Origin of the sequence: Lysinibacillus sp. FSL K6-0057 (assembly GCF_038630885.1) — a bacterium.
GTDB classification, from domain to species: domain Bacteria; phylum Bacillota; class Bacilli; order Bacillales_A; family Planococcaceae; genus Lysinibacillus; species Lysinibacillus fusiformis_F.
The window spans coordinates 3,262,127-3,280,297 of record NZ_CP152047.1 but is presented as its reverse complement, the minus strand read 5'-3'; the positions used below and the strand labels follow the sequence as shown (position 1 = coordinate 3,280,297).

The following is an 18,171-nucleotide window of genomic DNA, read 5'->3' as shown; positions in this document are numbered from 1 at the left end:
GAAAATTTATTTTCCAAATTCGTTTTTATTTTTACTCTTTTCAAGACTAGTCATGAATTTTAAATGATGTTACGCTAATCCTTAAGTAAATATGGAATGTGTAGCTTATGATGGCAATGATAAGTCATTGAATATGAGCTAGTTGATTTCTATTCACTATAAAAACAACAGGGGTGGTTGAGATGCGGGGGAGTATACAGAAAAAGATGACGCTCTATTTTTCTCTAGTAGTGTTCATTATTTCTATATTGATTGCATGGTCGACCTATCGTTCTTCAGTACAGTTAATTGAAGAATCTTTAAGCAATGTAGCGGGAACGATAGCCATGCAATCATTAAGTAAAATCGATATAGATCAATACGAGAAAGAAATTACGCTAGCAGCAGATCAAGATTTAACATACTATTATGATTTACGAGAGACGCTAAATGATTATCGTGAGTCAACAGGCCTTGTCTATTTATATACGATGGGACGTAATCAAACAGCGAATGGATATGATTATTTTTATATGGTAGATGGCTTACCAGTAGGTGATGACAATGAGTCTCTTTTAGGTGAAAAAGAGGACAGCCCAGAAATTTTGCCACGAATTGAAAAAACGTTTGAAACAGGCAGCGCGCAAATTGAAATGACAAATGAAGCGTCATATGGCGCACTGATTTCAGCCTATATCCCCATAAAAGCAAGCTCTGGCGAAGTAATTGGAATTATTGGTGCGGATTTAGATGCTACAGCGATTTATGCAGAAATGGCGACACAAAAAAGAAATTTAATACTCTTTATTGGTGTGGCCTTGCTAGTGAGTATGATTGCGGTTTATAGTTTGAGCTCCTATCTAGTAGCCCCTATAAAAAAACTGGCAGATCAGGTGAAAAAAATTGGAGAAGGCGATTTATCAACAACTATTGAAACAACAAGATCAGATGAAATTGGTACTTTAACAATAGCTTTTCAAAAAATGACCAACCACTTAAGGCAGGTTATTCAAGGCATTCACCAACATTCCTCCAACCTTGCTTCCATGTCTAGCAATCAATTAAGCCATATGGAGGAAATAAAACAGGGGAATGATATTGTAGAAAAAACAATGACGGAGTTAGCATTAGGTTCTGAGGAGCAAGCAATAGCAACCGTTGATATTTCGGAAATGATGAAGGATTTTACTATCCAAATAGACGATGCTAATCAAAAAGGCACAGTGCTACATACAGAGTCTGTAGATGTTCTTGCATTAACAGACCAAGGCTATAAACATATCATAGAGGCAGAAAAGCAAATAACCATTCTTTATAAAAATGTGGAGGACTCGGTGGAGCAAGTAAAGAGGCTGGACCATCAAACAAGGGATATTTCGAGCTTAGTGCAGGTGATTGAAGGAATTGCAGATCAAACGAACTTATTAGCGTTAAATGCAGCCATTGAAGCAGCACGTGCGGGAGAACAAGGTAAAGGTTTTGCAATTGTAGCCGATGAGGTACGAAAGCTGGCGGAAGAGGTAAAGAGCTCCATTGGCGATATTACTGCTATAGTTACAGGTGTGCAAAGAGAATCCGGTGAAGTGACGAAATTGTTAGAACAAGGATATCAGCAAGCAGACAAAGGGACAAACACATTAAGAGAAACAGGTAAAACTTTCACTCATATTTATGAAGCTGTTGAACAAATGCAGCAACAAATTCATGGTATTGCACATGATGTACAAATTATTTCAGAACGTGGTAGTAATATGAATAATTCGCTTGAAAATGTAGCTGCTGTGACAGAAGAGGCACAGGCAGGGGTGGAAAATACATCGGCACTTATTCAAAAATCCACTATAGCGATCGTTGACATTGTGCACAATTCAGAGGAACTTGTCAAAATTGCTGATGAACTCAATCAGTCAGTCGCAAAATTTAAACTAAACTAAGTAGTGAAAGGGACGTTTGCATAGCAAAACGTCCCTTTCATGTTGTTGAAAAAAGCTCATGTCTCTAACAGAAAAAGACCTTTTGGCAAGGCGAGAGGTTGATTTCCGTTCCGCCAGCGTCCTTTCCAGGGGGCGTCCGATGAGCCGCTTCACTCACTTACGTTCGCTCCAGGGTCTCATCTGTGACGCTGGCTCCACTTCAATCAACCATTCTGCAAAAGTGTCTCTTCCTTATCTTTCATACTAGAGGTAGCGATCAAAATAGCCCATTATTTGTATGATTAGTGAGAGGATAGGCTCTTATTTTCAATTTGGAGAAGTGATGAGTGACAACTCCCTCCATAAAATGAGTAGTGGAAACCTTTGCTAAAAAGATAATATTTTTATGGGTTGGTGTGGAAGGCTACTTGACTCCTGAGGGAAGTGAGTCAGGCGAGCCCCTGCACAGAGTGTTAGCGGAGAAAGCCGTTTGACGCTCGCCCACAGAAATCCATTTTTCACCTTTCACAAAAAGTCTATGTATGTTTTTCAACAACATGAAAAGGGCGTTTGCATAGCAAAACGCCCCTTTATGATATTTAGTACCTTTACGCAGATAAGTGCTGAATGGCTAATTCAAATTGCTCTCTTGGCTTTACTCCATAAAGTTCTATATTGTGATAGAAATAAGAAGCTACCATAAAATCAATCGCCTCTTGAAGTGTGAAGTCCCGATGTTCCATTACTAATGATAAATATGTTTTAAAATAATCGACATTTTGTACTTTTGCATGTTTCATGACAAAGGTCAAACTCTCCTTATCATTAAAATATTATATTTCCTGACACAATTGCTTATTATAGCACCTTTCCAATGGGAAGCAAGTTTCTTCGATTGTAAATGCATCTTTACAATCGTTTACAAAGCATTACATTCCTTTACATCTCTTTTACGAACCGTTTATACGACTTCAACAATCAGTCATTATAGTAAAGATTGTAAGACAAATAACTATAAAACAGTTCATGACGGAGGCAAATGAGATGAAAAAGTGGAAGTACTTAACGATGACAGCAGTAATGGGTTCTGCATTAATGCTAGGTGCATGTGGTAGCGATTCTGCACAAAATGGAAACAATGCAGAAACGAACGCACCAGCAAGCTCAGGACAAGAAGCTGCTGATGAAAAGCTACAAGGGTCTGTAGCTGGAGATGGCTCATCAACAGTTGCACCAATCATTGAGGCAGTTGTTGAAGAGTATGCAGGTACACAACCAGATGTCAAAGTATCAGTGGGGGTTTCTGGTACTGGTGGTGGTTTTGAAAAATTCATCGCAGGTGAAACAGACTTTTCAAATGCATCTCGTAATATAAAAGATGAAGAGAAAACGAAATTAGAAGAAGCGGGCATTGATTTTACAGAGCTAGCTTTAGCATATGACGGTTTATCAGTAGTGGTGAATCCGGAAAATGATTGGGCGAAGGATTTAACTGTAGAACAATTACAAAAAATTTGGGTTGAAGATGGAAAAGAGAAAAAATGGTCTGATATTGATCCATCTTGGCCAGATGAAAAAATCATTTACTATTCACCAGGTACGGATTCAGGCACATATGATTACTTCGATGAAGTCATTTTAGATGGGGCGGATCTAGTAAGCTCAGCAACATTATCAGAGGATGATAATATGCTAGTGCAAGGTGTGGCTGGTGATAAAAACGCTATCGGTTTCTTCGGTTATGCTTACTACCTTGAAAATAAAGATAAATTAAACATTGTAAAAGTAAATGGAGTAGAGCCAACTAATGAAACAATTGAAGGTGGCGAATATACACCACTTTCACGCCCACTATTCACATACGTAAAAAATAGTGCTATGAAGGACAATGAAGCAGCCTACGACTTCATTAAATTTACACTTGAAAACGCAGGCGATATGGCTGAAGCAGTTGGCTATGTTCGTTTACCTGAAGAAAAATATACTGAAGGCTTAAAAACTTTAGAAGGCTTAAAATAAGAAGACATGCATAGAGGGAAAGAGATGTATGCTCTTTCCCTCACTTATTTGAAAGGAGCTCCCAATGGTTTCTCAAAAGGAAGATAAGACATCATCTGTGCAGCAATTAATTGCAAATTCGCGCAATCAAAAAACAAAGAAAATAGTGGAAAAAGCCATGCCAGCTCTATTATTTTCTGCAGCAATTATTTCGATTTTAACAACATTTGGCATTGTTTTCACCCTTATTTTTGAAACGTTTGAATTCTTTAAACGTGTGTCGATTACGGATTTCCTTTTCGGTACAAAATGGTTACCATTTTCAGGTAATGAACCGTTATTTGGGATTTTGCCATTAATCGCTGGTACATTAAAAGTGACACTTATTGCAGTTGTAGTAGCTGTACCATTTGGAATTGCTTCAGCTATCTATTTAAGTGAATATGCAAGTGAGAAAACAAGACGTACAGTGAAACCTATTTTAGAGGTATTAGCAGGTGTGCCAACAATTGTTTATGGCTTCTTCGCTTTAACATTTGTCACACCAATCCTACAAGAAATCGTACCTGGACTCAAACTATTTAATGCATTAAGTCCTGGTATTGTTGTGGGAATTATGATTTTACCAATGATTACATCTCTTTCAGAAGATGCTATGTCATCTGTACCAAATAGTATGCGTGAAGGAGCTTTAGCTCTAGGTGCGACGAAATTTGAGGTAGCAATCAAAGTAGTACTACCCGCTGCACTTTCTGGGATTGTGGCTTCCGTTGTGTTAGCTATTTCCCGGGCAATAGGTGAAACAATGATTGTATCGCTTGCAGGTGGATCGACACCGAAATTTGATCTCAATGTGACAGACTCTATTCAAACAATGACTGCATACATTGTACAGGTTTCAACGGGTGATGCGGGTTATGGCACAACCATTTATTACTCTATTTATTCAGTAGGATTCACACTATTTATCTTTACACTAGTAATGAATTTACTTGCTCACTATATTTCGAAACGCTTCAGGGAGGTTTACTAGCATGCGCTATATGGATGACACGGTCGTCATGAAACGAATGACAAAGCGTATTACAGCAAATAAAGTTTGGAAAACCCTATTTTTCTTAGCTACGACGTTTGCACTTGTAACTTTAGCTGTTTTGCTGTACCGCATTGTGACACAGGGTATCGATTACTTAAACATCGATTTCTTGATGAATTTTGCATCACGATTTGCGGATAAGGCAGGTATCAAAGCTGCCTTGATCGGTTCGCTTTGGTTAATGGCAGTTGTAGCGCCAGTATCTATTATTTTAGGTGTGGGTACTGCGATTTATTTAGAGGAGTATGCCAAGAAAAATAGAATCAATGATTTTATTCGCATGAATATATCCAATCTAGCAGGTGTTCCTTCCATTGTTTTTGGATTACTTGGATTAACTATTTTCGTACGTATGATGGGTTTAGGAAAAAGTATTTTAGCTGCTGGCTTTACAATGAGTTTGTTAATTTTACCTGTTATCATTGTAGCGGCTCAAGAGGCCATTCGCGCAGTGCCAAATGAACAACGTGAGGCTTCCTATGGTATGGGAGCAACGAAATGGCAAACGATTTTGCGTGTTGTATTACCAGCCGCCATCCCAGGTATTTTAACAGGAAGTATTTTAGCCTTGTCTCGTGCCATAGGAGAAACAGCTCCACTAGTTGTTATCGGGATTCCAGTTATCCTGCAGTTTTTACCGAATGGTTTATTGAGTCAATTTACAGCATTGCCGATGCAAATCTATGACTGGGCAAAACGACCACAAGAAGCCTTTCAGTATGTAGCAGCAGCAGGTATTTTAGTGCTGATGACGGTGCTGTTGTTGATGAATTCTATTGCCATCTATATTCGAAATAAATTCCAAAAACGTTATTAATGAGGTGACCTTATGGTACTAGATTTAAAAGAGGAAAAAACAATTGTCAAATTGAATCAAGCAACGACTAAGTCTATGACAGATGTGGCGAAAAACATTGTCTACGATACACGAAATTTAAACTTATGGTATGGTGATCACCATGGCTTAAAAGATGTTAATTTAAGCATCTATGAAAATGAAGTAACGGCTATTATTGGGCCATCTGGCTGTGGTAAATCTACGTATCTAAAAACTTTAAATAGAATGGTTGAACTTGTACCAATCGTTCGTACATCAGGGGAAATTTTATATCGTGAGCGTAATATTTTAGATAAAAATTATACGGTAGAGGAATTAAGAACACGTGTAGGAATGGTGTTCCAAAAGCCAAACCCGTTCCCAAAATCTATTTATGATAACATTGCCTATGGACCAAGAATCCATGGCATTAAAAATAAAAAAATTCTAGATGAAATTGTGGAGAAATCACTAAGAGGGGCAGCCATCTGGGATGAGGTAAAAGATCGTTTGAATCAAAATGCCTACGGATTATCGGGTGGTCAGCAACAACGTATTTGTATTGCGCGTTGTTTAGCGATTGAACCTGATGTCATTCTAATGGATGAGCCGACATCTGCTTTAGACCCTATCTCTACATTGAAAGTGGAAGAGCTTGTACAAGAATTGAAAAAAGATTATTCCATTGTTATCGTGACACATAATATGCAGCAAGCAGCACGTATTTCTGATCGTACAGCATTCTTCCTAAGTGGAGAGGTTGTCGAATACGATAAAACGGATGTTATTTTCCAAACACCAGCAGATCAACGGACAGAAGACTATATTTCGGGACGTTTCGGCTAAGGAGGAGCAATTGGATGATCGTACGTGAACGTTTTGAACAAGAGTTAAAAGAGGTACAGGGACAATTTCTTGCAATTGCCAACAGCAGTATCTTTGCATTAAAAACAGCTTTTGAAGCATTAGTAGAGCAGGATTTAGAAAAGGCATTAAAAATTTTGGAAGACGATTTAATTATTAATCGCCTTGAAGAAGAAATTAATGACCATGTAATACTAATGATTGCCAAGCAACAGCCAGTAGCAACGGATTTACGCCGTCTCATGGTTCTTGTAAAAGCAGCATCGGATATGGAAAGAGTAGGCGACTATGCGGTCAATATTGCTAAAGAAGCGATTCGAATTGGCAAAGAACCAATGATATTCCCGATAACGAATCTACAAACTATGTGTAATAAAACAGTAGAAATGCTAGAGAGCATCATGAAGGCCTTTACCGAGGAGGATACGGTACGCGCTAAAGAAATCGCTGAATTAGATGATTATGTGGACGATTTATACGGGGCAACGATTACACTTTTACTTCGTGCAGGGGTAGAAAACCCATCCCATATTTCTCAGATTACACACCTCACATTTATTTGCCGCTTTTTAGAACGTTCTGCTGATCATGCAACAAATATTGCAGAACATCTATTTTACTTAGTAAAAGGCAAACATTATGAATTAAATAATTAAGAGAGAAGAGCTGCTTTTTAGCTCTTCTTTTCTTTTGCAAAAAAAATCCCTGAAGTAGCAACATTGTTTTTTCTGTAGCGTCTTTATAGCGAGCGTTTTTGTATTGTCAAAATTTTTTTTTGGTTATACTATAGACATTATCCAAAAAATGTGGTGCTTAGGAGGTGCTGCTAAGTGAAAGATGCAATTGAATCCCTCATCAAGCAATTTGACCAGCAGATGACAATCGAACAACTTGACTATTTACGTTTTCTCTACGAAAACCTACATATAGAGGAGTTAAGTGAAGGAGAACAACATTATTTTATCGATTATTTTTTCAAGAGTGAGCCATTACGAAATATGGCAGCATTTGCACTAGAATTGACAGATATCATGCATGAAATCCGAGAAAATATCCCTGCTATTGAGAAAGCTGAACGCTTAGCAAACGGCAAAGAGCAACGCCAGTATTATGAACGAAAATGGTTAGAGCTAAGACGTCAAAAGCTCAAGCAGCAGACAACGAAAAGCGGAAATATTTACTATGTGCCCTTTCATGATTATCAACAAGACTCTGGTCCGATGATTATATGTTTAGAACAAACGACAGGGATGGCAGCTTACTCTGAGATTTGTAAAAGTATGATTTTAGCATTATTTATGAATGCACATCGAGAAGGCCGTGATTTATATATTGTTCCGTATGATCGTCAAATTCATGTCCACTACCGCTTTGAAAATGGTCATTTAAATTTAGCTGATTTTAAGAGTTTTATCGAATATAAGGCAAAGGGAGAGGCTGCCATTTTTCCTGTTTTACAGTTTGTGAAAGCATTACTACAGGAAAATCAACTAGGCACAGAAGCAGATGTGATTATTTTTACAGAAGGAACACCTATTGATGGGCAACATCTCGTTGGCAAGCAAGCGAAAATCATGCTAGAGGAAATGAAACAAAAATATCATGCTGAATTTTCAGTGATTGCCATGCATGAACATAATTTTAATAAACAGCAATTTTGGTTTGCTAGTAAGGCTTTTTTTGCAGATGATGCCATACAATAACAAAAAGGGGCTAACCATTACTGAAGGTCAGCTCCTTTTTGCTGGCGATACATAGGTAGTTATAAAGGAGAAATACATGGATTCATTACATTGGTTGTTACCTAAATTTACAGTCCCAACTTGGATAGATGGTTTAATTGCCGTCATTATTTGTTTAGTTGGGTGGCTTATTCAACGTTTCATCATCAAAAAAATTATTCATCGTGCAGTGATATTTTTAAAGGATCGTCAGCGCAACTTCCAAGCAAATGTACTGGCGCAATTTAGTAAAGCAATTGGCTATGCCTTTATGACGACGGTTATTGTGCTAAGCTTATCTTATTTAATAAAGGTTCCTTTATTTACGCATCCATCAACAAAGAATTTTGTATTGTCTATTATGGTGTTTTTTGCCTTTAAAGGGATTTATGATGTTTTAAATTTTTATACGAAACAACCATTCGAATTAACGAGTGAAGAGGATCAGAATGTCTTATTACCGTTTTTCCTACGAATTGGTAAAGTACTCATCATGATTTTTGCTATGTTTACGATTGCTTCCTTTTGGGATTTTAATCTCAATGGCTTCTTAACAGGAATTGGTTTAACGGGCGTGGCGATTGCCTTTGGTATTCGTGATACATTAGCGCATGTATTTGGTGGCATGTCCGTAGCATTAGATAATCCATTCCAAATAGGGGATTGGATTGCGACAGAGGATCAAAAAATTGAAGGAACGATTGAGGATATCAATTTAAGAAGTACCTTAATTCAAACAGGAGACAAAGGACTTGTATATGTGCCGAACTCCTATTTAGTTAATCGTCCACTTTATAATTTATCTAGAAGAGAAAAACGGAAATGTGAGCAATTTTTATATGTCGCTTCCGATAATGACGAGGACGGTATACGTAGCGCTTTAACGGCCATTCATAAGGAAATTTATTTACATGCAAAAACAGAGAAAGACATGATTCATGTATTTATAGATGAATTTCATCACGATTCCTATCGTGTCCTTGTCCGTTTCTTTGTTGCTACAAATGATACCGCTGTTATGCTGGAAGTGCGGCAGGATATTTTATTTGCCATTCGTCAAATAGTGGAGGAGTTATCGATAACGTTGGTTAGCCCTCATGAAGATGAAAGTCTACGGAATAAAAAATAAATTGAATTGTAAGATAGATTGCTTTACAATATTACCAAGAAATCAGCTTTGATGAAGAATAGTAGCTAGTACAATTTGTTATAGAGAGCTAGTGGTTGATGGAAACTAGTACAAATGTTTGGTGAATGGACTTCGGAGCTCTAATCCTGAAAATAGTACGGATTAGCGGATGCCTACGTTATAAGGCTTAAAGAGGGTCTTCTTAATTAGGAGACCAATGAAGGTGGCACCACGGCTTTTCCGTCCTTTTGTGATGGAAAGGCCTTTTTATATTTATCTTTATACAGCAAATGATTTAGCTGAATGAAGAGAAAGCCTTTGGCAGATCAATGCTGCTAAGGATATATGAGGTGTAGAAGAGCAGAGCTTAGAGAAGGAGAGAAGAGTATGACAGTTGAGCTTAGAAAGTATGCTATGAAAGTATTACAGGGGGATATGATGACCCCAATCTCTGTGTATCAATCACTTAGAGGGCAGCATAAAATGTTGTTCGAATCTTCAGCAAAACATGAGGAGAGTGGGCGATATTCCTTTATCGCCATCAATCCAGTGGCTGAACTAAAAGGAAACAACGAAGAATTCGTCTTTTCAAAAGGAATGGAAAATGACAAGGTCAGTGGCAATGTGCTTGATCAATTAAAAGAAGTAATACCCTTTCATGAAGAAAACTATCCTTTCGCTTTCTTTGGAGGAGCCATAGGTTTCTTTGGCTATGAAACAGCGTTCTACACAGAAAAAATCGGAGACTATTTACAGGATGATTTAGCTATGCCTGATGTGCATGTTTTTTTCTATGATACATTTATTGTTTTTGATCATGTAACGCAGGAAATTACATTAGCTTCGATTGATCTGTTTCATGAGGGGCGTTCATTAGAGGAGATGGAGGCAGCTGTAGCGACGATGGAGCAACAGCTTTGTGCAGGATCAACCTTTGAGGCATTAAAAGTGGATGAGCTACAGTTTAAGCCAATGATTTCAAAGGAGCGATTTGTTACTTTGGTGGAACGTGCTAAGCAGCATATTTTGAGAGGTGATATTTTCCAAATTGTGTTATCACAACGTTTTTCTGCGCCGTTTACGGGTTCGCCATTCTCGCTCTATCGTCAATTGCGCACATCTAATCCGTCACCCTATATGTTCTATATGGATTATGGAGCCTATGTCATTTTAGGAACCTCCCCTGAAAGTCTTGTAAAGGTAAAAAATAGAAAGGTGACAACCAATCCAATAGCAGGTACAAAGCCGCGTGGCGCGACAATAGAACAGGACGAAGCCATCGCAAATGCGCTATTAGAAGATAGCAAGGAAATAGCGGAGCACCGTATGTTAGTGGATTTAGGTCGCAATGATCTTGGACGTATTGCCAAAGTCGGTTCTGTCAAACTAACCAAATACATGAGTATTGAGCGCTATAAATATGTGATGCATATGGTGTCTGAGGTTATAGCCGAATTACGAGATGACCTCCATGTACTGGATGTACTTCGTGCTTGTTTACCTGCTGGTACAGTGTCAGGAGCACCTAAGATTCGTGCCATGCAATTGATTAATGAATTAGAACCAGTAAAGCGCGGGGTGTATGCGGGAGCAGTAGGCTATATTTCGACAACAGGTGACATGGACTTGGCCCTCGCGATTCGCACAATGCTCATTAAGGATCAAAAGGCCCATGTACAGGCAGGAGCAGGTATTGTTCACGATTCTATTCCATTGTCAGAATATGAGGAAACGCTGAATAAAGCCCGTGCGCTATTGGAGGTAAAAAAATGATTTTATTAATTGATAATTACGATTCTTTTACCTATAATCTTTTTCAACAAATCAGTATGCTTGGGAAAAGTGTCAAGGTCTTGCGAAACGATGCCATTACTATAGAAGAAATTCAAAAATTGTCGCCAGAAGCCATAATTTTATCACCAGGACCAGGAACGCCAAATGAAGCAGGTATAACGATAGAGGTCATCAAAGAACTCTATCAAAAATTTCCTATTTTAGGTATTTGTCTTGGACACCAATCCATAGGGCAGGCTTTTGGGGCAAAAATTGTGCAGGCCAAAAACATTATGCATGGAAAGCTGTCCCCACTACAATACGAGAAAACGGGATTATTTGCCCAATTAGATGGAGACATTGAAGTCATGCGTTATCATTCGCTTATTATTGAAGAACAAACATTACACAAGGATTTTAACATACTCGCAACATCGGGTGATGATGGAGAGATTATGGCCATTCAACATAAAGAATATCCTCTTTATGGGCTGCAGTTTCATCCCGAATCAATCGGCACAAAAGAAGGCAGTATGATGATGAAAGCCTTCTTAGAAAGTATAGCGTAATAAAAAAGCTGTCGCCTAATATGAATGGGCGACAGCTTTTAAAGTTATTGTTTCTTGCCAGTAATTAAATTAGCTATTTCTTCTAAAGTCATGGCAGAATGGACCTCATAGGAGCCGATTTGTAAGCTTCTAGCATATTTAGGATTAGCGAGTAGTAACTCCATTTCAACACTATTGGTAATAATACCACCATCTTCAAGCTTTTGTGCCACACTATATGGTGTGATGCCACTATAGATTTGCAGTGACATCGATGTCACTTCCGTATCTGTTTGTTCAACAGCTTGTTCAGATGAATCTGTAGTAGAAGTTTTTTCAGCCGTATTTACTTGCTTTAATTGTTCCTTTAACGAAGCGTTTTCTTGATTGGCCTTATTTAATTTATTTTGCAGTTCTTCTACCTGTTGATGATTGGAAAATTCCTTGGTAGGAAGACCAATATTTACATCGAAGCGGCTTGCGAGTGCGAGCAATGCCCCAATAAGAAAAATGGCCATGCCAAATGCACGGATGGCAGACTTATTCATCAATCAACGCCCCCCGTTTGCAATCACTTGCCGAACTTGCTCTTCTGTTAAATTTGAGCGAATACTGATATCTGCTACCGAAAGACCCTGTTTATTTAATTCCAGTACCTGACTAACGATAATTTGATGAATGGGTTTTGCTTGTGCTGTTGTTTGTCCAACTTTTGAAGCCTGGGCTGCCTGTTGAACGGCTTGCATGACTTGTTGTACTTTAGGATTTTGTCCTTTTGGGTGTATACTTGATTTTGATTTCACTTGGAACTCAGGCTCTAATAAAAGTTCTTCCTCAACAATTTTTAGGCGACGTTTTAAATTATTTGTTTCTTGGAAGATGGAGATAGATAATTCTTCGACATCTTGTTCGATTTTTTTCGAGCTATTTTTGAAAAAGAACGAAACGATGATCAGAAAAATCCCGATACTCATTAATACGATGGATAAATCCAATAGTTTCACCTCAATGTAGTATGTAATTATAAGATATTTTACCATATGCAAACTTAATATGAAATGAAGGTAGATTTTTTTTCAGTTTATGTTATAATAGGTTAGTCGTATAAATCATGCTCAAATTTAAATTCTTGATATAGAGTGGGAGGGTTAATGATGCGCGTAAACATTACTTTAGCTTGCACAGATTGCGGCGAACGTAACTACATTTCTAAAAAGAACAAGCGTAACAATCCAGAGCGTCTTGAACTTAAAAAATATTGCTCTCGCGAGAAGAAATACACTCTTCACCGTGAAACTAAGTAATCGCTCATTAAGCCAAAACCACAAGTGGTTTTGGCTTTCTACATTTTATGACATCATTTCGATGTAACGACTCCAAGAGGATATGAAGTTTTACGATAGAGGAGGTAGCCTAGATGGATAAAACAACTTTACGAAACACGGTACGCCAAGCCCTTGCCACTATGACGGATGCAGACTATCAGCGTCAATCATTAGCTGTTTTAAAAAAGGTGCTACAGGAACCATATATAATAGAAGCAAATACAATTGGCATGACCATTTCAAATAAGCCAGAAGTCGACACGATTCTTTTGATTGAGGAGTTATGGGCACTAGGTAAAAAGGTCGCAGTTCCTAAATGCCACCCAAAAACAAGAGAAATGTCATTTTACGCCATTGAATCATTTGCCCAGCTTGAAACTGTATATATGCATTTGCGTGAGCCCATTCCAGCGAGATGTGAGTTTGTTGACGCAAATGAGATGGATATCATTGTAGTACCAGGCGTTGTTTTTGATCGAGATGGCTATCGAATCGGCTATGGCGGTGGTTATTATGACCGCTATGTATTAAACTATAATAAGGGTAAGCTGATGTCGCTGCTCTTTGATGAACAAATCATTGATTGCGTTCCTACCGAAGCACATGATTGCCCAGTAGATATCATTGTGACACCCACAAAACGTATTGACTGTCTTGCACAACGAGGAGCGAATGAAAATGGATAAAATGTTAGATATTTATGAACTCTTGAAAACATATGGTACTTATATTTATACACGTGATCCAATTGGCGATTTGATGTTAATGGAGGATGAAATACGTGAACTCTATAAAGCAAATGTACTAGACATAAAAGATTATCAAATGGCCTTGCTACTAATTCGACAAGAAACAACAAGACTTCGTATGGAAGAGCATAAAAAGTAATGTTTGAAATATAATGTAATTGGGTATTGTAAAATTAATGTAACATGTATGTAATATTCTTAAAAACAGTGGGTTTCCGCTGTTTTTATGTTTTTACGAAACTTTTTACATTGCAAAACGTATATATAGATATCTAGTGCATAGAAAGAGCGAGGAGAAAAAATTTTCCATAAGATATGTGTTGATTATCTGTTAAAAAAGGATTAAGATATATTTTGTTTCAGTAACAAAATGTAAAAAATTATTATTTTTTTTGTAAGGAAGTAGGGAGGATGTTAGGAATGAAATCAATAAAGTGGCCTAAACATTCATTTATGATACTAGCAATTATAGCAACTTGGATCAAAACGGTCATTGTTTACCACACAAGCTTTGAAATGAAACTTGAAAATGCAATGCAACAATTTATTTTATTTATTAATCCACTAAGCTTCTTGCTATTTACGTATGGTTTATCACTATTCTTTAAATCAGCAAAAGCTAGAAATCGTTATTTGATTACGGTCAGTGTTATTTTGTCCATAGTCTTATACGGAAATGTAGCGTTCTATCGATTCTACAATGATTTTATTACGCTACCAGTATTATTCCAAACAAGTAACTTTAGTGACTTAGGAACATCAGTAGCAGCGATAGTGGAGCCTTGGGATGTATTATATTTCGTTGATGTCGTTATTTTAATCTTAGCGAATAAATTTTTACCGAAAATGAAAGAAGTATTTAAAGTGAATGTTGAGTTCCGTCGTGCATTCTTTGTGCTAGCGATAGCAATGACATTCTTAAACCTAGGATTAGCAGAAACTGAGCGTCCGCAATTACTAACACGTAGTTTTGACCGCGAATTATTAGTAAAAAACATTGGTACGTACAATTACCACTTGTATGACATTTATATTCAATCTAAATCATCTGCGCAACGTGCGTTAGCCGATGGTAGTGAGCTAGTAGAAGTGAATAACTATATACGCTCTAATCAGGCTGCTGTGAATCCAGAGATGTTTGGGAAATATAAAGGTCGTAACTTAATTGTTGTGTCGATGGAGTCTTTACAAAACTTTGTCATCAATAATGACATGAATGGTCATGAAATCACGCCATTCTTAAACTCTTTAACAAAAGATAAAGATACGTATTATTTCAGCAACTTCTATCATCAAACAGGTCTAGGAAAAACATCTGACTCTGAGTTTATTGTTGAAAACTCATTGTTTGGATTAGGTCGAGGTGCTGTATTCTTCACGCATGGTGGAAATACGTATAATTCAATGGCTGAACGCCTTGGAGAAAATGGATACTTTACAAATGTCATGCACCCTAATAATAAATCATTCTGGAACCGTGACATGATGTATCAATCGTTAAAAATTAATAAATTCTACGATATAGATTCATATACTGTGGAAGAGGGGCAAGCTGTAAACTGGGGGATGAAAGATGTTCCATTCTTAGAGCAATCAGCTGCTTTAATGAAAGATATGCCACAGCCATTCTACTCTAGACTTATTACATTAACGAACCATTATCCATTTACATTGGACCCAGAAGATATTATGATTCCTGAATATGATTCAAATTCAGGTACATTAAATCGTTACTTCCAAACAGTACGTTACATGGATGAAGCTTTAAAAGACTTCTTCCAACAGTTAAAAGATCAAGGTGTCTATGATAACTCTATTATCGTGATGTATGGGGATCACTATGGTATTTCTGAGAACCATAATAAAGCAATGGCACAATATTTAGGTAAAGATCAAATTACACCAATGGATAATGCCATGCTTCAAGAAGTACCTTTATTCATCCACATCCCAGGAGCTGGCGATGGAAAAGAAATGACAGAGATTTCAGGACAAATGGATTTACGTCCAACGATCTTACACCTTCTTGGCGTTGAAACGTCAAAAGATATGCAAATGGGTGCAGATTTATTCTCTCCAGAGCATGAGGACTTTGTAGTCTTCCGTGATGGACGCTTTATTACAGATAAATACGTCTATGCTGGTGAAGCTTGCTATGACAAAGCAACTGGTGAAGAAATAGAGGGTGAGCCATGTCAGTCTTATGCTGATCGTGCAACAATGGAGCTGGAAAATTCCGATGCTATCATCAATGGAGACTTGCTACGATTCTATGATGAAAAAACAGGTAATTTAAAGCAGGAGTCAGTTAAATAATCAAAGAGAGATCTCGTATAGGGATCTCTCTTTTTATATTGTTTTTAAAAGACCATTGGCTTCTATTTTAAATATGGAGAAGGAATTAGTCACGACAACCATTCATATAATTTGTGAATCTTATGCTAAAGAAAACACCTTTCATAAAATTTATAGATTTCCTTTGTTTTACATTGCTATGTAAAGTGAAAACACTTTATTGGACCTCTCTTTTTATTGACAAATAGAAAAATACGATTATAATAATTTTAAATATCTGCATAACGAAGATTTGTTTTTCGCATTTCGGAGTATAAGAGTGAAAGGCATGGAAAAGAACGAGTAACTTTAATGGAACTGACAGAGAGTAGCCGGTTGTTGAGAGGCGCAAGGGATATTAAAGTGAATACATCTTGGAGCTGCGTACCGAAACTTTAGTAGGCTACGACGGGGTTGCATCCGTAATCATTGCAAAAGTATCGCTACGGCTGTACTTGTTGAGGAGGGCTATGTGAATAGCTCTTGAAAAAAGGTGGTAACACGTTTATCTACGTCCTTTAGGAATTTCCTAAAGGCTTTTTTTTATGCCTTCTAAGCAGAAACGTGTACAAAAGTTATTAAAGCCTTTACAACAGTCGGTAATCCATTAACTCTTATAGAACTTGCAATATTAATATTTAATATTACAAGGAGATGTTTCGTATGTTTTTAACACCAAAGGAGCAAATAGCGATTATCAAGAAGGGTGCTAACAAAATTGTTGATGAGCAGGATTTACTTGAAAAATTAGAGCGATCGTATAAAGATAAGCGACCTTTAACAATTAAGCTAGGGCTCGATCCATCTGCACCAGATATTCATTTAGGTCATGCAGTCGTTCTACGGAAAATCAAGCAAATGCAAGATTTAGGGCATCATGCAGTTATTGTTATCGGTGATTTTACAGGACGAATTGGCGATCCTACAGGTAAAGCAAAGGGGCGAACAGCCTTAAATGATGATACAGTGAAGAAAAACGCCCAAACATATTGTGAGCAAATTTTTAAAGTGCTAGATGAGAACAAGACAACGGTTCGTTTTAATAGTGAATGGTTAGCAAAGCTGTCATTTGAAGAAGTCATTCAGCTGGCAGCCACGACATCTGTTGCTCGACTTTTAGAGCGCGAAGATTTTCAGAAACGTTACCATCAGCAAATCCCAATTGGCATTCATGAGTTTTTCTACCCACTTATGCAAGCATATGATTCGGTAGAGCTAGAGGCTGATATAGAGTTAGGTGGAACAGATCAGACGTTCAATATTCTAATGGGACGCACCTTACAAAAGCATCGAGGATTAGAAAAACAAATTGCTATTTTTATGCCATTACTCGAGGGATTAGATGGCATTGAAAAAATGAGTAAAAGCTTAGGCAATTATATTGGTGTCAATGAAGCACCTGAGATTATGTTTAAAAAGGTGATGGAAATACCAGATACTTTAATTATCAAATATTTTGAATTAGCAACAGATGAACATCCACTACAAGTGCAGGCTATTCAAGATAGACTACAAATGGGAGAGAATCCCCGTGATCTGAAATTTCAATTAGCAGAAATTATTACGAATTTATACCATGGAGCTACAGCAATGGAGGAAGCAAAATCTTATTTTGAAGCAGCATTTCAAAGAAAGGAAATACCAAAAAACATTCCTCTACTGCTCTTAGAAATTGATAAGGAAAGAATTGTGGATATTATGCCACAACTAGTGGCAATGGGCTTTATTCAGAGTAAGAGTGAGTTTTTGCGGTTAATCAAGCAAAATGGAGTATCCTTGAATGGAGAAAAAATAGCAATGGATGATCTATCACAAGTATTGATGAATGGTGATGTCCTACAAATTGGTAAGAAACGATTCCTTCAATTTAATAAGTAATGATAAACAAAAAAAGAGCAATCTCCGAGGAGACTGCTCTTTTTTTG

18 protein-coding genes and 2 other annotated features are annotated in these 18,171 nt (G+C 37.4%); of the genes, 15 read left to right on the top strand and 3 right to left on the bottom strand.

Going from position 1 to position 18,171, the window contains the following annotated elements; genetic code table 11:
• Positions 1–182: 182 nt before the first annotated feature.
• Positions 183–1,913 carry a methyl-accepting chemotaxis protein gene (locus tag MHB40_RS16385; RefSeq protein WP_342440974.1) on the top strand — a complete coding sequence of 577 codons (1,731 nt, stop codon included), beginning with the start codon at positions 183–185 and terminating at the stop codon, positions 1,911–1,913.
• A gap of 587 nt (positions 1,914–2,500) precedes the next feature.
• Here MHB40_RS16385 and MHB40_RS16380 read toward each other — a convergent pair.
• Positions 2,501–2,692, bottom strand: coding sequence for a hypothetical protein (locus tag MHB40_RS16380; RefSeq protein ID WP_342532966.1), 192 nt, complete (start codon positions 2,690–2,692; stop codon positions 2,501–2,503).
• Between the two features lie 244 nt (positions 2,693–2,936).
• Between MHB40_RS16380 and MHB40_RS16375 the strand changes: the two genes are divergently transcribed.
• The 9 genes from MHB40_RS16375 to MHB40_RS16335 all read left to right on the top strand — a co-directional run bounded on the left by MHB40_RS16375 (position 2,937) and on the right by MHB40_RS16335 (position 11,859).
• Positions 2,937–3,911: a PstS family phosphate ABC transporter substrate-binding protein gene (locus tag MHB40_RS16375; protein WP_205444371.1), complete on the top strand. Its 975-nt coding sequence runs from the start codon at positions 2,937–2,939 to the stop codon at positions 3,909–3,911.
• Between the two features lie 64 nt (positions 3,912–3,975).
• On the top strand, positions 3,976–4,923 hold the full coding sequence (gene pstC, locus MHB40_RS16370; RefSeq protein WP_205444369.1) for a phosphate ABC transporter permease subunit PstC: 948 nt from the start codon (positions 3,976–3,978) through the stop codon (positions 4,921–4,923).
• A gap of 1 nt (position 4,924) precedes the next feature.
• On the top strand, positions 4,925–5,803 hold the full coding sequence (gene pstA, locus MHB40_RS16365) for a phosphate ABC transporter permease PstA (RefSeq protein WP_205444368.1): 879 nt from the start codon (positions 4,925–4,927) through the stop codon (positions 5,801–5,803).
• Between the two features lie 75 nt (positions 5,804–5,878).
• Positions 5,879–6,649: a phosphate ABC transporter ATP-binding protein PstB gene (gene pstB, locus MHB40_RS16360; RefSeq protein ID WP_342534790.1), complete on the top strand. Its 771-nt coding sequence runs from the start codon at positions 5,879–5,881 to the stop codon at positions 6,647–6,649.
• A 14-nt stretch (positions 6,650–6,663) separates the two neighbouring features.
• Complete coding sequence (gene phoU / locus MHB40_RS16355) at positions 6,664–7,323, top strand: phosphate signaling complex protein PhoU (protein WP_342532964.1); 660 nt, start codon at positions 6,664–6,666, stop codon at positions 7,321–7,323.
• Between the two features lie 174 nt (positions 7,324–7,497).
• Positions 7,498–8,370 carry a hypothetical protein gene (locus MHB40_RS16350; RefSeq protein WP_342532963.1) on the top strand — a complete coding sequence of 291 codons (873 nt, stop codon included), beginning with the start codon at positions 7,498–7,500 and terminating at the stop codon, positions 8,368–8,370.
• 76 nt (positions 8,371–8,446) lie between these two features.
• Positions 8,447–9,517 (top strand): mechanosensitive ion channel domain-containing protein, encoded by a 1,071-nt coding sequence (locus tag MHB40_RS16345; RefSeq protein ID WP_342532962.1) that lies wholly within the window; start codon positions 8,447–8,449, stop codon positions 9,515–9,517.
• A 39-nt stretch (positions 9,518–9,556) separates the two neighbouring features.
• Positions 9,557–9,768, top strand: a binding site (T-box leader).
• A 136-nt stretch (positions 9,769–9,904) separates the two neighbouring features.
• Positions 9,905–11,290: an anthranilate synthase component I gene (gene trpE / locus MHB40_RS16340; RefSeq protein WP_342532960.1), complete on the top strand. Its 1,386-nt coding sequence runs from the start codon at positions 9,905–9,907 to the stop codon at positions 11,288–11,290.
• A complete protein-coding gene (locus tag MHB40_RS16335; protein WP_205444355.1) occupies positions 11,287–11,859 on the top strand; it encodes an aminodeoxychorismate/anthranilate synthase component II in 573 nt (190 codons plus the stop codon). Before trpE ends, MHB40_RS16335 begins: the two co-directional genes overlap by 4 nt.
• Positions 11,860–11,903: 44 nt before the next feature.
• On the opposite strand, the gene MHB40_RS16330 is transcribed toward MHB40_RS16335, so the two are convergent.
• Positions 11,904–12,386: a hypothetical protein gene (locus MHB40_RS16330; protein WP_342532959.1), complete on the bottom strand. Its 483-nt coding sequence runs from the start codon at positions 12,384–12,386 to the stop codon at positions 11,904–11,906.
• A gap of 3 nt (positions 12,387–12,389) precedes the next feature.
• Positions 12,390–12,842 (bottom strand): hypothetical protein, encoded by a 453-nt coding sequence (locus tag MHB40_RS16325; protein ID WP_243456441.1) that lies wholly within the window; start codon positions 12,840–12,842, stop codon positions 12,390–12,392.
• A gap of 150 nt (positions 12,843–12,992) precedes the next feature.
• Here MHB40_RS16325 and rpmG point away from each other — a divergent pair, with 150 nt between their 5' ends.
• The 5 genes from rpmG (at position 12,993) to tyrS (ending at position 18,124) form a co-directional block, all read left to right on the top strand.
• Complete coding sequence (rpmG, locus tag MHB40_RS16320) at positions 12,993–13,142, top strand: 50S ribosomal protein L33 (protein ID WP_008408521.1); 150 nt, start codon at positions 12,993–12,995, stop codon at positions 13,140–13,142.
• Between the two features lie 113 nt (positions 13,143–13,255).
• Positions 13,256–13,849, top strand: coding sequence for a 5-formyltetrahydrofolate cyclo-ligase (locus MHB40_RS16315; protein WP_342532957.1), 594 nt, complete (start codon positions 13,256–13,258; stop codon positions 13,847–13,849).
• The gene (locus MHB40_RS16310; protein ID WP_004231021.1) at positions 13,842–14,051 is read left to right on the top strand and encodes a YqgQ family protein; all 210 of its coding nucleotides are present in this window, start codon (positions 13,842–13,844) and stop codon (positions 14,049–14,051) included. Before MHB40_RS16315 ends, MHB40_RS16310 begins: the two co-directional genes overlap by 8 nt.
• A 281-nt stretch (positions 14,052–14,332) precedes the next feature.
• Positions 14,333–16,228 (top strand): LTA synthase family protein, encoded by a 1,896-nt coding sequence (locus MHB40_RS16305; RefSeq protein WP_205444348.1) that lies wholly within the window; start codon positions 14,333–14,335, stop codon positions 16,226–16,228.
• Between the two features lie 299 nt (positions 16,229–16,527).
• Positions 16,528–16,768: a binding site (T-box leader), on the top strand.
• A gap of 141 nt (positions 16,769–16,909) precedes the next feature.
• Positions 16,910–18,124 (top strand): tyrosine--tRNA ligase, encoded by a 1,215-nt coding sequence (gene tyrS, locus MHB40_RS16300; RefSeq protein ID WP_342532955.1) that lies wholly within the window; start codon positions 16,910–16,912, stop codon positions 18,122–18,124.
• Positions 18,125–18,171: the final 47 nt, after the last annotated feature.

Excerpts from the sequence above, each read along its gene's own strand:
- MHB40_RS16305 (WP_205444348.1), top strand. The coding sequence starts at position 14,333 with ATGAAATCAATAAAGTGGCCTAAACATTCATTTATGATACTAGCAATT.
- MHB40_RS16380 (WP_342532966.1), bottom strand. The coding sequence starts at position 2,692 with ATGAAACATGCAAAAGTACAAAATGTCGATTATTTTAAAACATATTTA.
- pstA (WP_205444368.1), top strand. The coding sequence starts at position 4,925 with ATGCGCTATATGGATGACACGGTCGTCATGAAACGAATGACAAAGCGT.
- pstC (WP_205444369.1), top strand. The coding sequence starts at position 3,976 with ATGGTTTCTCAAAAGGAAGATAAGACATCATCTGTGCAGCAATTAATT.
- MHB40_RS16385 (WP_342440974.1), top strand. The coding sequence starts at position 183 with ATGCGGGGGAGTATACAGAAAAAGATGACGCTCTATTTTTCTCTAGTA.
- MHB40_RS16335 (WP_205444355.1), top strand. The coding sequence starts at position 11,287 with ATGATTTTATTAATTGATAATTACGATTCTTTTACCTATAATCTTTTT.
- phoU (WP_342532964.1), top strand. The coding sequence starts at position 6,664 with ATGATCGTACGTGAACGTTTTGAACAAGAGTTAAAAGAGGTACAGGGA.
- trpE (WP_342532960.1), top strand. The coding sequence starts at position 9,905 with ATGACAGTTGAGCTTAGAAAGTATGCTATGAAAGTATTACAGGGGGAT.
- MHB40_RS16375 (WP_205444371.1), top strand. The coding sequence starts at position 2,937 with ATGAAAAAGTGGAAGTACTTAACGATGACAGCAGTAATGGGTTCTGCA.
- pstB (WP_342534790.1), top strand. The coding sequence starts at position 5,879 with ATGACAGATGTGGCGAAAAACATTGTCTACGATACACGAAATTTAAAC.
- tyrS (WP_342532955.1), top strand. The coding sequence starts at position 16,910 with ATGTTTTTAACACCAAAGGAGCAAATAGCGATTATCAAGAAGGGTGCT.
- MHB40_RS16345 (WP_342532962.1), top strand. The coding sequence starts at position 8,447 with ATGGATTCATTACATTGGTTGTTACCTAAATTTACAGTCCCAACTTGG.
- MHB40_RS16310 (WP_004231021.1), top strand. The coding sequence starts at position 13,842 with ATGGATAAAATGTTAGATATTTATGAACTCTTGAAAACATATGGTACT.
- MHB40_RS16315 (WP_342532957.1), top strand. The coding sequence starts at position 13,256 with ATGGATAAAACAACTTTACGAAACACGGTACGCCAAGCCCTTGCCACT.
- rpmG (WP_008408521.1), top strand. The coding sequence starts at position 12,993 with ATGCGCGTAAACATTACTTTAGCTTGCACAGATTGCGGCGAACGTAAC.
- MHB40_RS16330 (WP_342532959.1), bottom strand. The coding sequence starts at position 12,386 with ATGAATAAGTCTGCCATCCGTGCATTTGGCATGGCCATTTTTCTTATT.